Source organism: Actinoplanes philippinensis, from assembly GCF_900113015.1.
Classification (GTDB): Bacteria; Actinomycetota; Actinomycetes; order Mycobacteriales; family Micromonosporaceae; genus Actinoplanes; species Actinoplanes philippinensis.
In genome coordinates, this window is record NZ_FONV01000023.1 from 46,126 (window position 1) to 60,506 (window position 14,381).

Consider the following 14,381-nt stretch of genomic DNA (forward strand, 5'->3'; position numbering starts at 1 on the left):
CTCAACCGCCGGCGTCCCCTATCGTCCCACGCCCGGAAGGGCAGGTCCGATCACACCCGTTCCAGCGGCACGGGCGAACCCGGCGGCGGCTCGGCCACAACCGGATCCCCCGGGCGAATCACCCCACCCCGCAGCACGACCGCCATCACCCCGGCCCGGCGAACCACGTCACCACCGGCGTCCCGCCCGAGAACCTCCTTCAACAGCCCACTCCGGAACCTGTCGATCTGCACACACGGATTACGCAGCCCGGCCAGCACGATCGCCGGCCGCGGATCGTCACCGCCGTCCCGCCCGGCGGCCGCCGCCACCGCCGCCGCGGCCCGCGCCGTGGCCTCGTCGAGGGTGGCCGCCTCCGCCGCCGCCAGCACCCCGGCGAGAGCCGCCCGCCCGCCGCCGCCGCCCGACTTGCCGTCCCCGCCGCCGCCCGACTTGCCGTCCCCGCCGCCGCCCGCCTTGCCGTCCCCGCCGCCGCCCGCCTCGCTGTTCCCGCCGCTCCCGCCGCCGCTCGACTCGAAGTCCCCGCCGCCGCCCGGCCCGCTGTTCCCGCCGCTCCCCACGCCCGGTCCGCCGTTCCCGCCGCTCCCGCCGCCCGGTCCGCCGCTCCCGCCGCCCGGTCCGCCGCTCCCAACGCCCGGTCCGTCGCTCCCGCCGCCCGACTCGCTGTCCCGCGCGCCGAAGCGCAGAATCGTGCCCGGCGACAAGGCGAGCAGGTCGAGGCCGCGGGTCGTCACGTTCTCCCCGAGCCCGCCGGCCGGCACGTCGAAGCCCTTCTCGGCCACCTCCGCGAAGAGCTCCGCCTGGATGAGATGCACCTGCCGGAGATTCGGCTGGGCCGGATCCGCCCGAACCCGGCTGCGGTGCCGCACGTTCACCCCCGCATGCACGTCACCCTCGACGCCGAGGCCCGCCACGAGCACGATCTCGTCCCGGTTGGGCTTGGTGAAGGTGAAGGCATCGTTCCGGCTGACCGCGACGACCGTCCCCGATTCATCACTCATGACCCGATTCTGGCCAGCCCGGCCACCCCGCCTCGACCCGTTTCCCAGCAGGCGGCCGCCCTCGGCGAAGAACCTGACGCCAGGAGGGTCAGTCGGGTGGCTCCAGGAACAGGGCGGACAGCCGGGGCAGACGACGGCGCATCTCGTCCTCGTTGTCGAAGTCCCACAGATCGGCCACCGGAGGCCGGTGTGGTGGCTGATCCTCCGCCGGCAGCGGCTGACCGGTCGCCTCCTCGTAGGCCCGGGCGGCGATGCCGAGCACCTCCTCGGCCTCGAAGACCGCGCCGGTGTCCGCCGCCTCCTTGATCACCACCACGTTGGCCAGCACGTCCGGTTTCTGCACGGCGGCGGCCACGGCCTTGCGCCCGTGCGCGATGAGCCAGCCCCGGAAGGCGTCGAAACCCGCCTCGTCGGCGCCACTGTTGATCAGATAGGCCGCCGCCCAGAGATCCTCCGTCCCGGAGGCGGCCATCACCTTGTCGAGGTGACGGCCCCACGCGACGATCTCCTCCGGATCGCGCGAGGCCAGCTCGGCGACGGCGCGCTCGGCCACCTCGGCGGGCGAGGCCGGCCGGTCGGCGGTCGCGCGGTCGATGACCGCCCAGAAATCGTCGGTTCGCATGCTGCGATCCTGCCAGTGGGGTACGACGTTTTCGCGGGCGGCAGGATGGTGTCATGCGGCCGATCACTCTGCCCGACGTTCCGTACGACGCGACCGCCGTACGCCCGCACTGGTCTGACCTGCCGGACGGTTTGCGGAAAGCGATCAGCCTGCGTCTCGGATCGCCGGTCTCGGCCGCGCGCAGCGCCGGCGGCGGTTTCACCCGATCCTTCGCCGCGGTGCTCGACACCGAGGCCGGGACCAGTGTGTTCGCGAAGGCAGCGCCCCTGAGCGACCCAGTGTCCCAGTGGTACGCCCGCGAGGCAGCCCTCACCACGGCATTGCCCCCGGAGGTGACCGCCGCCCGCCCGCTCTGGACGATGACCGATTCCGATTGGTTCGTGCTGTGCCTGCCCGCGATCGACGGGCGGATCCCGGCGTTGCCCTGGTCACCGGAGGATCTGGACACCACGCTGCGGACCTGGTCGGCGGCGGCGACCGCGCTGGCCCACCCGTCGCCGCAGCTACTGGAGATCGGCATGCCGTCGCTCCCGGAGATCCTGCGCGACGAGATGTCCTGGTGGTCGCTGATCGCCGCCCGCCGCGCGCCGATGCCCGAGCCGGCCCTCGCCACGATCGCCCCGCAACGGCTCGCCGACCTGGCGAGACTCGAACGCGCGCTGCCCCCGCTGGCCGCCGGCGACGGGATGTGCCACGGCGACCTGCGGGTCGACAACGTGCTGGTCGACCGGGACGGCCGGGCCTGGCTGTGTGACTGGACGTGGCCGTGCCTCGGCGCGCCCTGGTTCGACACGGTGACGCTGCTGGTCAGCGCCTACGCCAGCGGCCTGGACACCGACGCCGTGCTGCGCGCGTGGGGCGCTCCCGACGAGGGGGTGGACGGGGCGCTGGCCGCACTGGCCGGATACTGGCTGACACGCGCCGGCGACGGTCCGAGCAGCGCGTCGCCGCACAGCCGGCAGCACCAGCGGTTCAGTGGTGAGCAGGCGCTGGCCTGGCTGGCCGACCGCCGCGGCTGGGACGGCGAGCCGGGCAGACGCCGCTGGTTCCGTCGTTGAGACCGGAGCCGTTTTGGCGGCTCGTTGGCGTGCTGGTAACCTGGTTCCTCGCGTGTGGTGACACGCTGTTGTTTCCTGCACCGGCCTCGCCGGGATCCGAGACGGCCGCGCGGTGACCACTCGTTGAGACCATTTTTCCGAACTAGTCAGGACAAGGCTGTCGCGTGGCGAACATCAAGTCCCAGATCAAGCGCAACCGGCAGAACGAGAAGGCCCGTCTGCGCAACAAGTCGGTCAAGTCTTCGCTGAAGACCGTGATCCGCAAGCTGCACGAGGCGAGTGACTCGGGCAACGTCGAGTCGGCCACCGCGCTGCTGCGTGACGCTTCGCGCCAGCTGGACAAGGCCGTCAGCAAGGGCGTCATTCACAAGAACCAGGCGGCCAACCGCAAGTCGGCCATCGCCAAGAAGATCGCCTCGCTGTCCGCCTGATCCGCTCGTTCTGGATCAGGTCATGGCCGCACGGACGCGGCCGATGACCCGCGCCCGCCTCTGAGGCGGGTCGGCTCGGACAAACCCGGGCACCGCCGGACCTCACGGTTCGCGACGGTGCCCGGTTTCGTTTTCCCAGACGTTTTCCTTAATCCGGTACGCCCGAAGCGGTCCCCAAAGCCACCGGCCACCGGCACGCCGCCATCGCACCGCCCCGTGCGGCACGCCGCCCCGCCCGACACACGCCCCCGCAGCGCCCAACCCCGCACACGGCCCTCGCTATGCCGCCCAGAGGCTCACCGGCCACCGCTACCGCCGCCCGGAGGCCACCGGCCACCGGCACGCCGCCCACTCAGCTTTTTCGCACGGCGTGTCGAAGGTCTCTACCCGTGAGATCACGCCTCACGGACGCCACCATGCGACCGGACCGCAGCACCAGATCAAGTCGGCTTCCCGGCAGCGTCAGCCGCTCAAGCAGGCAAGACATTGGGGCAGCCGATGCGGCCGAGCAGTATCCCTGGAGCGACAGCCCACAGCCGATGGCGACACCCCAGCCTTCGCACAACGGCCAAGGTCACTCGTAGCGGCGAGACGCCGCCTGCCGAGCCATCTGCTGCCGAACGTCCCGCTCGTCAGTCCACGCCCGTCGAATCGGCGCGTGATTGCCCCGGTGTTCCTCCACCACTGGTTCCGCAGCCGAGCGCACCTGCCGCTGCCCCTCGTCCCCGTGCCATCCAGCGCTGGACGAGGAGCTCGGCGACGATCCGGCCGATGAACCGGTCCCGGACAGGCCTCGCGAATAAGACCCCGGATACCCCACCGCCGGCACCTCGGACATGCCGTCTAGCGAGGTGGCCGGGTCATACCCGAGCGCAGACGGCTCCGGCGAGACGATCGGCGCACAGCCGCCCCCGAGCGGCATGACCGCAGGCGTGAACCCGCCGGTCACCGGCGCGGGGCTCGGCGTGTACTCACCGGGCTGCCCCACCTCGGCGTGCCGGGCCGGCCCGTAGGAAGCGAACCGATCGTCGGCCATCCGCCCCGCCCCCGCGGAACGCACGCCCAAGCCATCACCCCGCCCGGCAGAAGACCCGTAGGCGCCATAGCCGTGTGGTCGCTCCCCCTCGAAACCCGGCCGCTCGGCGGAGGACCCACCATGAAAACCCGAGGTGAAGCCCCCCTGCCCGCCGTGGTGGCCACGCCCGGCAGAGACCGACCCGTAAACCCCGGCCCCTTCGGCCGAAGGCATCCGCGCCCCGCCCGCGGAGGTGAAGCCATCGGCAGAAGCCGCCGGCATGGCGGCCGGCATGGCGGCCGGCCGCAACACAGCGGTCCGCCCCGGCGCCGCCTCGGTGGCGACCGGACGGGGCACGACAGCCCCCGCGACCAGATCGTTGAACTTGACCATCAACGCAACGGTCACCGGCAGGACGACCACACCCCACCAGCTGACCAGCTCGGCAAGGGCCAGCAGGATCCCGAGGACCACGGCGCCCTCGAGGAAGACGAAGCAGAGCAGCCCGCTGGGCGCGAGGTGGCGAAGGCGCAGCATGCGCGCGTACAGCGGCTGATGCGCCGGCCCGGATCGGCCCGCCCGGTTGGTCCGCGTCATCGTGCCCCTCCGTCCCGGCGGGCGGCGGCGATCGCGAACACCGTCTGTTCGAGCGCGTAGCCCCGGTCCTCGGCGCCGCCCTTGACCGCGGCGTTGCAGTCGGCGGCCGCGCGCATCGCGTCGACCAGGCCCTCCGGGGTCCAGCCGCGGCTGCGGGCCTGCGCCTTCTCGATCTTCCAGGCGGGCATGCCGAGGCTGCTCGCCAGCTGGTACGGGTTGCCGCGCCCCGCCGACGCGACCTTCGCCACCGTCCGCACCCCGTCGGCCAGCGCGTCCGCGATCGGCACCGGGTCGACGCCGACGTGCAGCGCCCACCGCAGCGCCTCCAGCGCGCCGGGCAGGTCACCGACCATGGCGGCGTCCGCGACGGCGAAGCCGGTGACCTCGGCGCGGCCCTTGTAGTACCGCGCGACCACCGCCTCGGTGATCTTGCCGTCGGTGTCGGCGAGCAGCTGGGAGCAGGCGGCGGCGATCTCGCGCAGGTCGGTGCCGACGGCCTGGAGCAGGGCGGCCGCGGCGGAGTCGTCGCACCGGGCGCCGTGGCGGCGGAACTCGTTGCGGACGAACGCGATCCGCTCGGAGTCCTTCTTGAGCTTCATCACGGGCACGACGGTGGCCCCGGCGGCACGCAGCCCGTCGGCGAACGCCTTGCCCTTGGCCCCGCCGACGTGGGTGACGACGAGGGTGACCTCGGGGTCGGGACTCTTCGCGTAGGCCAGGAGCGCGGCGGTGAGGTCCTTTCGCGCATCCTGGCCACTCCTGATCACCAGAACGCGCCGGCCGCCGAAGAGTGACGGGCTCAGCATCTCGGCGACCTCACCGGCGGCGAGCGCCCCGCCCTCATACTCCCGGACGTCGGCGCCCGGATCGGCGGCTCGCGCGGCCTCGACCGCCTCGGCGACGGCACGGGCGGCGAGAAGCTCCTCGTCGCCTTGGACGAGCAGCAACGAGGGGGGTGGCGCGGCATTCACGTGCAACATCGTCGCACGGAGGACCGACAGTTCCGCGAGCCTCACTCGTTAGCGCAGGCCGCTGATCACCGAACGCGAAACCAGACATATCGGCGACCGAACATGCCCTGACCGCCGTACAGTCGCTGAACCCAGGCCCAACATGCCACCCATCCGATTTGCGCGTTTCGCATCTAATTGAGGGCGATAGGCATAAGATTCGCCAACCCTCATGCCTCACCCGGGCGTGTCACGATTCCGCCCCGCGCGCCGCGACCGCGAGCCCCCCGTCGACCACCATGACGGCCACGTCCCCCGACTCGTCGGTGCGCAGGACCCGTGCCCCGTTCCCGGCGATCCGCCGCAGCAGCATCGCGTTCGGGTGCCCGTAGTCGTTGTCCCGCCCGACCGACACCAGCGCCACCGCCGGCCGTGCCGCATCCAGCAGTGACGTCGCCTGCAGCGCGCTCCCGTGGTGGGCCACCTTCAGCACGTCCGCCCGCAGCGCCGGCGCGCCGAGCACGCTCACCAGGTCCTCCTGCTCCTCGGTCTCCGCGTCGCCGAGCAGCAGCACCGACCGGCCCCCGGTGACGGCCCGTACGATCAGTGAGTTGTTGTTGGGGTCGGAGTTGGTGCCTCGCATCGGGGTGATCGGCCCGAGCACCTCGAGGCTCAGGCCGCCGACCGGATGGGACCAGCCCGGCCCGACCGGCTGCACGACAGTCCCGGCGGCGGCTGCGGCGTCCTCCACCGCGGAGCGCCCGCTCGCCGGCTCCGGCCAGTCCGGCCCGATGACGGCGGCCACCTCCCGCCCGCGGAAGACTCCGGCGACGCCGCCGACGTGGTCGGCGTGGAAGTGGCTGACCACCAGCACGGCGACCTGCTCGACGCCGAGACGCCGCAGGCACCGGTCCACCGCGTCCGGCTCGGGCCCGGCGTCGACGACCACGGCCCGCCCCGGACCGGCGGCGAGCACCACGGCGTCGCCCTGACCGACGGCGCACGCCACCACGAGCCAGTCCGGCGGCGGCCAGCCGGGCGCGAGCAGCCGGACCGGCAGGGCCCCGAGGATCGCGCCGAGGGCGACCACGGTGGCCAGGCGGCGCACGACGACCCGCCGCGCGGCGACCAGGAAGGCGACGGTCAGCACCGCGAGCAGCACCCCGCCGAAGGCGCCGCCCGGCCAGGGCAGCGCGCCGGCCGGCACCCGCGCCCCGGTGTGCGCGACCAGCACCAGCCACTCGGTGGGCCAGTGCCCGGCCCACGCCGCGAACTCGGCGCCCGCCGGCCAGAACGGCGACAGCACGGCCGCCGCGACGCCGCACAGCGTGGCCGGGGCGATCGCCGGGACCGCGACCAGGTTGGCCGGGACCGCGACCAGGCTGACCGTCCCGGAGATGGCCGCGACCACCGGCCCGCAGGCGACGTGGGCGGCGGCCGGCACGGCGAGCGCCTCGGCCACCCCGGCCGGGCAGCCGCGGCGGCGCAGCCCGTCCCGCCAGACCGGGGCGATCAGCAGCAGACCGGCCGTGGCCATCACCGACAGCGCGAACCCGGCGTCGGCGGCGAGCTCCGGATCGGCGACCAGCAGCGCCGCCGCACCCGCCGCCAGCGCCGGAACCGCCGCCCGGCTGCGCCCGGTGGCCAGCCCAAGCAGCCCGATGGCGCCCATCGCCCCGGCCCGGATCACGCTCGGCGACGGGCGGGCCAGGATGATGAACCCGGCCAGCGCCACCGCGCACAGCACCGCGCAGACCAGCGGCCCGGCCCGGGCACGCCGCACCACGAAGAGCACCACCCCCAGGACGATCGCGACGTTGGTGCCCGACACCGCGGTCAGATGCGTGAGCCCGGTGGTGCGGAAGTCCTCGTCCAGCGCCGGGTCGAGACGGCTGGTGTCGCCCACGACCAGGCCGGGGAGCAGGCCGCCGGAGTCGTCCGGGAGCGGATCGCAGGCCCGTTGCAGACCGGTGCGCAGCACGCCCGCACCCTGCTGCGCCCAGGACGGCTCCCCGAGCAGCCGGGGTGGTGTCCGCGCCGACACGACGGCGGCCCGCAGGTCACCCGGTCGTGGCGGCAGGAGCCGTCCGGTGGTCGCCACCCGCTGGCCCGGGAGCAGCCCCCGCCAGGCCGGATCAGCGCCGAGCACGAGCGCCCGTGCCGACAGACGGATCGTGGCGGCGTCCTCGGGTGTCACCGACTCCAGGTCAACCGCGACCAGATAGGTGGGCGGCCCGGACGACTTCGCCAGTGGCCGCGGATCGTCCCGGACCACCACCTCCACCCGTACGGCCGCGTCCGCACCGACCAGCGCCGCCAGCGCGGGAGCCTCCCGCACCGAGATCCGGGCCGCCGTGGCCACCGCCCCGCACCCGGCCCCCAGCGCCACGGCCACCCCGATCCACAGCGCCGCCTCACCCCACCACGGGCCGACGGGCCCGGCCCGCAGGAGCCCGCCGAGGACCCCGGCGACCGCCAGTCCCCCGAGACCGACCGCGAGACCCCACCCGGCCGACAGATGGAGAGCGCCGAGAGCCGCCAGCCAGAGCCCCACCGTGAATCCCGCCAGCCGCAGATCGGGCGCCCCGGCCATCAGACCGTCACCAGGTCTTTCAGCTGCTCGTACCGCGACTCCCCGATCCCGTCGACCTTGCGCAGATCGGTGACGGCCCGGAAGCCGCCCTGCGCGTCCCGCGCGTCGAGGATCCGCTGGGCGAGCACCGGCCCCACCCCCGGCAGCGAGTCCAGCTGCCCGAGAGTCGCCGTGTTGAGGTTGATCAGCCCGCCCGCTGTCGCGCCGGGGGTGGCCGGCCCGGCGATCGCTCCGGGCGGCGGCGTGACCCCCACCATGATCAGCTCGCCGTCGACGACCTTCCGGGCGAGGTTGAGCATCGCCACGTCCACGCCGGGCTCCGCTCCCCCGGCCGCGTCCAGCGCGTCGGCCACGCGAGCCCCCGAGGCGAGCCGCACCAGCCCTGGTTTGCGCACCTTGCCGCCGACCGCGACGACGAGGTCACCCGCCGCGGAGGCCGGGACCCGGCCGGTGACCACGCCGGTCGTGGACACCGGCGCGGCCGGGGTCACGACCTCGTCGACCTTTGGCCGGGACTTCCAGGCGAGGAACCCGGCCACCAGCACGACCACGACCGCCACCGCGGCCATCGCCCGGACCCCCGGCCGCCCCGGATCGAAGGCGTGCAGCCACTGCCGCCGCCCGTCCGCGAACGCCCCGTCCCCGCTGAGCCCGGCCTCCGGCGGCCGCACCGAAGACGCCCGCGAACCGCCGCCGCCCCGACCGGAGGGGGCGCCGTCCCCTAAAGGGGAGACATCGTCCTCCTCATCCGACCACGCGGGAACGATGTCCGCCCAGTCCAGCGGCCCCTCCGCGGGCACCGCACGGCGGACCGGACCCCCGTCGAGCACCGCCCGGAGCCGCGCTCCCACGACGTCACCGCTATCCTTCGCCTCTCGCACGGCCCGACCGTAGGAACTCCCCCGCCTTCGTGCTCGCGGCCCTGTGGACGAACCAGCGTTGTGGACAACCCGGGAGGGACGGCGTGTGACACGAGAGCAGGCGATCTCCCGGTTACGGGCGGCGGGCTGCGTGTTCGCCGAGGACGAGGCGGACGTGCTGATCGAGGCCGCGGCGGCCGGCCCGCCCCTGGCCGCGATGGTCGAGCGCCGGGCCGCGGGCGAGCCGCTGGAGCAGGTCGTCGGTTACGCCGACTTCGCCGGGGTACGCGTCCGCCTGCGCCCGGGAGTGTTCGTCCCCCGGGTCCGCAGTGAGCTGCTGGTCCGCCTGGGCGCCGCCGGGATCGGCCAGGAAGCCGTGGTGGTGGACCTGTGCTGCGGCTCGGGCGCGCTGGGCCTGGCGGTGCGGCGCCGCGTCCCGGGCATCGTCCTGCACGCCGCCGACGTCGACCCGGCAGCGGTCGCCTGCGCCCGGGACAACCTGGGCGCGAACGTGTACGAGGGCGACCTGTTCCACGCCCTCCCGGAGTCGCTGCGCGGCCGGATCGACCTGCTCCTGGCCAACGTGCCCTACGTGGCGACCGGCCACCTGCCGTTCCTGCCCGCCGAGGCACGCGACCACGAGCCCCGTGCCGCGCTGGACGGCGGTGACGACGGCCTGGCCGTGTTCCGGGCGGTCGCCGCGGGCGCCCGCGACTGGCTGGCCCCGGGCGGTCTGCTGATCTCCGAGATCACCGAGGCACAGACCCCGGTCGCGTCGGCGATCGCCGCGGGGAACGGATTGACGCCCACCGTCGCCACCGACGATGATCTCGACGCCCGCGCGATCCTGGCGCGCCGGCCCCGATAACGCCGAAGAGAATCCCCGAGGACCCCGTGGGCCTGCTGCGTAGGATCGCCCGCGCCCGGCTTGCCGGGCGTGTGCTCCGCCGTCTGCGCCGCACCGGTGTCCGGGACGCCCGCTACCACTCCGGGCCGTTCGAGGTCAGGTTCACCGCGCCGGGTGACGACGAGCCCACCATCCTGCCGCTGGCGCCCCTGCTGGGCCGCCGGAAAGCCCTGGACGACCTGGTGGCCGGGCTGCTGCGGGTGCCGCCGGCCTGGGCGGACGCCGCACCGCTGCTGCGGCCGGTGCTGCGCGGCGCCGCGCCCGGAGCGCCGCTGCGCCGTCCGGTTCTGCCGTTCCTGTCCGAGTTCGTGGTGGTCGACCAGCCGGACACGATGACCTACGTGACAGCGGCGCAGGCCACCGCCTGGAAGACGCCGGGCGACGAGATCTTCGCGACCGCCCGCGCCAACCTGACCGGCGCGGTCCTGCACGGCGTGGCCGACGGCCCGGTGGTGGTGCGGTTCGTCGACGACGGCAACGCGTACTGGACGTCACATCTGCTGTTGCAGGGCTGGCTGGACAGGCTCGCCGGCCAGGTCGGCGGCGCCCCGGTGGCGTTCGCCCCGGAACGCGGAACCCTGCTGGTCACCGCCGACGACAGCCCCCTGCTGACGGCTCTGTTCGCCGAGGCGGAGACGATCTTCGTGACGTCACCGCACCCGCTGAGCCCGATGGCGTACCGCAGCGACGACAACGGCTGCACGATCCCCTACACGGCCCCGCCGGCCCACCCGCTGCACCAGACCGTCCGCCGCGCCGAACGCCTGCTGGCCATGCACGAATACCACCGGCAGCCCCCCGATCGGTCCCTCCCGTCCGCCGCGTTGCACCTGCTCGGCGACGCGTCCGAGGGCTGGCGCACCCGCGCCGTCTGGCCGGAGGACACCCCGACGCTCCTCCCGGAGGCCGACGAGGTCCAGGTCGGCGACCGTACCCTCCCCTGGCACACGCTCGCCCCGCACCTGACCCCCACCACCCACACACCACCGCGCTGGCTGGCCACCTCCTGGCCACCCTGACCCCATGCGCCTGCCGCGGCCGCCGCGATCCCCTCCCCCTCAATACCGATGTGGTACGGCCACCAAAGTCCCCCGGCCACACCGCGAGGTGGCTGCCCGCTCCCGACCGACAGCGCGCCCGCCGGGCTGATGCGCCGCCCACCCTCACCCCGGACAACCACCCCCAGATCCCCAGCCCGCTGCCTCCAGAGCTGCCACCCCACACCGAAAGCAGCCCCCACGATCAGCCGGGCCGTCTCGAGCGGGATGGGGCAGCTCTGCGAGCCCGCTACGAGTGGGTGGTTCACCGCGATGAGGACCGGTCGGGGCCGGGACGGCGGGGGTGCGTACCGCGATCAGCGTTTGTGGACGACGACTCCCGCCAGACCCGGACCGGTGTGCGCCGCCACCACCGCGCCCACCTCGGTGAGGTAGCAATCGCGCAAGCGATCGCCGAGCCGCGCGCTCAGATCGTCGACCAGCGCCGACGCCCGGTCCGGCGTGCCCAGGTGGTGGACCGCGACGTCGGCCTCGCCGTCCCCGGCCGCCGCGACGGCGAGGTCGACGAGCCGGGTGAGGGCCCGCCCGGCCGTGCGGACCTTGTCGCGGACGACGACCGCGCCGTTGTCCACGTGCAGGATCGGTTTGACCGACAGCGCCGTCCCGAGCAGCGCCTCGGCCGCGCCGATCCGGCCGCCGCGGCGCAGGAACTCGAGGGTGTCGACGTAGAAGAGGGTGGTCACCCGGGCCGCGTGGTCGGTGGCGGCGGCGGTGACCGTCTCCAGGTCGCCACCCCGGCGGGCGGCCGCCGCGGCGGCGAGCGCGGGGAAGCCGAGCCCCATCGCGGCGGTCCCGCTGTCGACGACCCGGACGCGGGGGCCGACCTCGGCGGCGGCGAGCTGGGCGGCCTCGTAGGTGCCGGACAGCTTGGCCGACAGGTGCACCGAGACGACGCCGTCGGCGCCCGCGTCGAGCAGGCGCCGATACTCGCCGGCGAACTGCGACGGCGCCGGCCGGGAGGTGCTGACGGCGGCCCGGCGCGCGGTGAGCGCCCGGGCCACCTCGGCCGGCGCGACCTCGAGGCCCTCCAGGCCGGCCCAGCCGTTGATCACGACGGTGAGCGGCACGATGGTCAGCTCATACGTGCCGTTCAGCTCGGCCGGCAGGTACGCGGTGGAGTCGGTGACGACCGCGATGGTCATGCAGGCAAGGTACTTGATTCAGAGGGACGTCAGCTGCCGGCCACCGAGGAGACCACGAACGGTTTGCCCTGCATGCACGTGGTCATCAGCTCCGGCTCGGACCTGCCGACCACGGTGACCTCGGCTCCGGGCTGGAGCGCCGCCTTCAGGCCGGCGTCCTTGGTGATCAGCAGGTGGTCGCCGGAGCCGTCCTTCAGCAGCAGACAATTCGGCTCGACTCCGGCGGTGACGGTGCCGGTGAGGGTGGTCTCCCCGGGGCCGGCGGAGACCGGTCCGGAGGAGACCGCCGGGGCGACGGGGGACGCGACGGCGGACTCGGGGATCGGGCCGCCGGCGTCGATGGGGGTGTTGGTACCGGTGTTGTTCGCGCAGCCGGCGGAGAGCGCCAGAAACAGCGCGGCGGGGACGACGGTTCTACGGATCAGCATGATGTTCCGACGTTACCGGACATATCCGGGTTCCCTACACCGGCGGCGGGACCGGGCGCCCGGCTTGGACACCGACGTTGTACGCCGCCATCTGCCAGCCCCTGGCCTCGTCGTGGGTCAGCTCCACCCAGTGACAGTTCTGCAGGGCACGCAGCGTACGCATCTGCTCGCGCCGCCAGCCGAGCAGGTGGCCGACACCCTGGCGGGCCGCGGCGCCGTGGGTGGCGACGACGACGGTTCCACCGGCCGGAGCCAGGCGGGCCGCGTCCTGCAGGGCGTCGCAGACCCGCTTGCCCAGGTCGTCCAGGGTCTCGACACCGCCGCCGACGACGTCCTCCCCGGCCGTCCAGCGGGCGTGCTCCTCGGGCCGCTCGGCGGCGACCTCGGCCATGGTGTGGCCCTGCCACTCGCCGAAGTGCCGCTCGCGGAGCCGCTCGTCGATGCTGACGGTGAGGCCGGTCAGGGCGGCGAGCGCGGCCGCGGTGTCGGCGGCCCGGCTCAGGTCGCTGGCCACGATCGCGGCCGGTCTCAGGCGGACGAGCAGCTCAGCGGCGTCGGCTGCCTGCCGGCGGCCGAGCTCGTTGAGCGGCACGTCGGTCTGCCCCTGCACGCGTGAGCCCGCGTTCCAGTCGGTGTTGCCGTGCCGCCAGACGATGAGGCGCGTCACGGCGCCTCGGCGCCGGCCTCGGCCAGATCGCGGTCGACGAACGGGATGATCGGGCAGTCCTTCCAGAGCCGGTCGAGGGCGTAGAACTCGCGCTCCTCGTCGTGCTGGACGTGCACCACGATGTCGACGAAGTCGAGGAGCACCCAGCGGCCCTGCTGGTGGCCCTCGCGGCGCTCCGGCTTGGCCTTCTCCGGAAGGTTGAGCAGCGCCTCCTCGATGGCGTCGACGACGGCCATGACCTGGCGCTCGTTGGACGCCGAGGCGATGACGAAGGCGTCGGTGATGTAGAGCTGCTCGCCGACGTCGATGACGGAGATGTCGTGCGCCTTCTTGTCCGCGGCGGCCTGGGCGGCCGTCAGGGCTAGTTCGAGAGCGCGTTCGGTGACGGGCAAAAGAGGGTCCCCTCGGTCGGGTTACAGGACATCAAGCGTCTCACACCGGCCCGGCAATACCCGAGTCCCGATACAGGCCCCGCTTGTTGATGTACTGCACGACACCGTCGGGTACCAGGTACCAGACCGGGAGGCCGGTCGCCACCCGATTACGGCAGTCGCTCGAGGAGATGGCCATGGCCGGGACCTCGACGAGGGTCACGCTGTCGGCCGGCAGGTGCTCGTTGGAGAGCTCGAATCCGGGCCGGGTCACGCCGATGAAGTGGGCCAGCCCGAGCATGGTCATGGCGTCCTTCCACGACATGATCCGGGCCAGCGCGTCCGCGCCGGTGATGAAGTAGAGCTCCGCCGACTGTCCGTAGACCGCGCGCATGTCACGCAGCGTGTCGACGGTGTAGGTGGGGCCGTCCCGGTCGATGTCGGCACGGCTCACGTGGAACCTCGGGTTCGACGCGGTGGCCACCACTGTCATCAGGTAACGGTCCTCGGCGGGTGAGACGCGGCCCTTCTCATACGGCTGACCGGTCGGGACGAACATCACCTCGTCCAGATCGAAGCGGGCCTGCACCTCGCTCGCCGCGACAAGGTGACCATGATGGATGGGGTCGAACGTCCCACCCATGATCCCTACACGCCGTCCGGACATCCGAGAAGGATAAT

The 14,381-nt window shown here is 73.6% G+C and carries 14 protein-coding genes and 1 pseudogene; 4 read left to right on the forward strand and 11 right to left on the reverse strand.

The annotated features are described in order from the left end of the window. Positions 1-50: 50 nt before the first annotated feature. Both BM290_RS41845 and BM290_RS41850 read right to left on the reverse strand, forming a co-directional pair. Positions 51-1,001 carry an MOSC domain-containing protein gene (locus BM290_RS41845; protein ID WP_093621538.1) on the reverse strand — a complete coding sequence of 317 codons (951 nt, stop codon included), beginning with the start codon at positions 999-1,001 and terminating at the stop codon, positions 51-53. 88 nt (positions 1,002-1,089) lie between these two features. Then, a complete protein-coding gene (locus BM290_RS41850) occupies positions 1,090-1,623 on the reverse strand; it encodes a DUF4240 domain-containing protein (protein ID WP_093621539.1) in 534 nt (177 codons plus the stop codon). Between the two features lie 53 nt (positions 1,624-1,676). On the opposite strand from BM290_RS41850, the gene BM290_RS41855 reads away from it, so the two are divergent. After that, positions 1,677-2,681 carry a phosphotransferase gene (locus tag BM290_RS41855; protein ID WP_093621540.1) on the forward strand — a complete coding sequence of 335 codons (1,005 nt, stop codon included), beginning with the start codon at positions 1,677-1,679 and terminating at the stop codon, positions 2,679-2,681. A gap of 164 nt (positions 2,682-2,845) precedes the next feature. After that, the gene (rpsT, locus tag BM290_RS41860; protein WP_093621541.1) at positions 2,846-3,112 is read left to right on the forward strand and encodes a 30S ribosomal protein S20; all 267 of its coding nucleotides are present in this window, start codon (positions 2,846-2,848) and stop codon (positions 3,110-3,112) included. Positions 3,113-4,481: 1,369 nt separating this feature from the next. On the opposite strand, the pseudogene BM290_RS50435 reads toward rpsT, so the two are convergent. From BM290_RS50435 to BM290_RS41880, 4 genes and pseudogenes are all read right to left on the reverse strand, one after another. Further along, positions 4,482-4,724: pseudogene (locus BM290_RS50435) on the reverse strand (hypothetical protein); the annotation flags it as partial. Next, complete coding sequence (holA, locus tag BM290_RS41870; protein WP_093621583.1) at positions 4,721-5,704, reverse strand: DNA polymerase III subunit delta; 984 nt, start codon at positions 5,702-5,704, stop codon at positions 4,721-4,723. The gene holA and the pseudogene BM290_RS50435, both read right to left, overlap by 4 nt. A 220-nt stretch (positions 5,705-5,924) precedes the next feature. Next, positions 5,925-8,267: a ComEC/Rec2 family competence protein gene (locus tag BM290_RS41875; protein WP_093621543.1), complete on the reverse strand. Its 2,343-nt coding sequence runs from the start codon at positions 8,265-8,267 to the stop codon at positions 5,925-5,927. After that, entirely contained in the window at positions 8,267-9,034 is a 768-nt protein-coding gene (locus tag BM290_RS41880) for a ComEA family DNA-binding protein (RefSeq protein WP_373871143.1), read from the reverse strand. Before BM290_RS41880 ends, BM290_RS41875 begins: the two co-directional genes overlap by 1 nt. 199 nt (positions 9,035-9,233) lie before the next feature. Here BM290_RS41880 and BM290_RS41885 point away from each other — a divergent pair, with 199 nt between their 5' ends. Both BM290_RS41885 and BM290_RS41890 read left to right on the forward strand, forming a co-directional pair. Further along, complete coding sequence (locus BM290_RS41885; RefSeq protein WP_093621544.1) at positions 9,234-9,995, forward strand: putative protein N(5)-glutamine methyltransferase; 762 nt, start codon at positions 9,234-9,236, stop codon at positions 9,993-9,995. 26 nt (positions 9,996-10,021) lie between these two features. Then, positions 10,022-11,053 (forward strand): hypothetical protein, encoded by a 1,032-nt coding sequence (locus BM290_RS41890; protein WP_093621545.1) that lies wholly within the window; start codon positions 10,022-10,024, stop codon positions 11,051-11,053. Positions 11,054-11,388: 335 nt separating this feature from the next. Here BM290_RS41890 and BM290_RS41895 read toward each other — a convergent pair whose 3' ends face one another. From BM290_RS41895 to nadD, 5 genes are read right to left on the reverse strand one after another with little or no spacing between them, the layout of a single operon-like run. Then, a complete protein-coding gene (locus BM290_RS41895) occupies positions 11,389-12,234 on the reverse strand; it encodes a DegV family protein (RefSeq protein WP_093621546.1) in 846 nt (281 codons plus the stop codon). Between the two features lie 29 nt (positions 12,235-12,263). Further along, on the reverse strand, positions 12,264-12,662 hold the full coding sequence (locus BM290_RS41900) for a hypothetical protein (RefSeq protein ID WP_093621547.1): 399 nt from the start codon (positions 12,660-12,662) through the stop codon (positions 12,264-12,266). 34 nt (positions 12,663-12,696) lie between these two features. Next, entirely contained in the window at positions 12,697-13,329 is a 633-nt protein-coding gene (locus BM290_RS41905; RefSeq protein WP_093621548.1) for a histidine phosphatase family protein, read from the reverse strand. Continuing rightward, entirely contained in the window at positions 13,326-13,721 is a 396-nt protein-coding gene (gene rsfS / locus BM290_RS41910; RefSeq protein WP_093621549.1) for a ribosome silencing factor, read from the reverse strand. The genes BM290_RS41905 and rsfS overlap by 4 nt, the downstream gene beginning before the upstream one ends. Positions 13,722-13,761: 40 nt before the next feature. Continuing rightward, the gene (gene nadD / locus BM290_RS41915; protein WP_093621550.1) at positions 13,762-14,367 is read right to left on the reverse strand and encodes a nicotinate-nucleotide adenylyltransferase; all 606 of its coding nucleotides are present in this window, start codon (positions 14,365-14,367) and stop codon (positions 13,762-13,764) included. Between the last annotated feature and the right edge of the window lie 14 nt (positions 14,368-14,381).

Bases quoted from the DNA above. Each gene is read 5' to 3' on its own strand.
- nadD (WP_093621550.1), bottom strand. From the start codon at position 14,367: ATGTCCGGACGGCGTGTAGGGATCATGGGTGGGACGTTCGACCCCATC.
- BM290_RS41875 (WP_093621543.1), bottom strand. From the start codon at position 8,267: ATGGCCGGGGCGCCCGATCTGCGGCTGGCGGGATTCACGGTGGGGCTC.
- holA (WP_093621583.1), bottom strand. From the start codon at position 5,704: ATGTTGCACGTGAATGCCGCGCCACCCCCCTCGTTGCTGCTCGTCCAA.
- BM290_RS41845 (WP_093621538.1), bottom strand. From the start codon at position 1,001: ATGAGTGATGAATCGGGGACGGTCGTCGCGGTCAGCCGGAACGATGCC.
- BM290_RS41850 (WP_093621539.1), bottom strand. From the start codon at position 1,623: ATGCGAACCGACGATTTCTGGGCGGTCATCGACCGCGCGACCGCCGAC.
- BM290_RS41855 (WP_093621540.1), top strand. From the start codon at position 1,677: ATGCGGCCGATCACTCTGCCCGACGTTCCGTACGACGCGACCGCCGTA.
- BM290_RS41900 (WP_093621547.1), bottom strand. From the start codon at position 12,662: ATGCTGATCCGTAGAACCGTCGTCCCCGCCGCGCTGTTTCTGGCGCTC.
- BM290_RS41895 (WP_093621546.1), bottom strand. From the start codon at position 12,234: ATGACCATCGCGGTCGTCACCGACTCCACCGCGTACCTGCCGGCCGAG.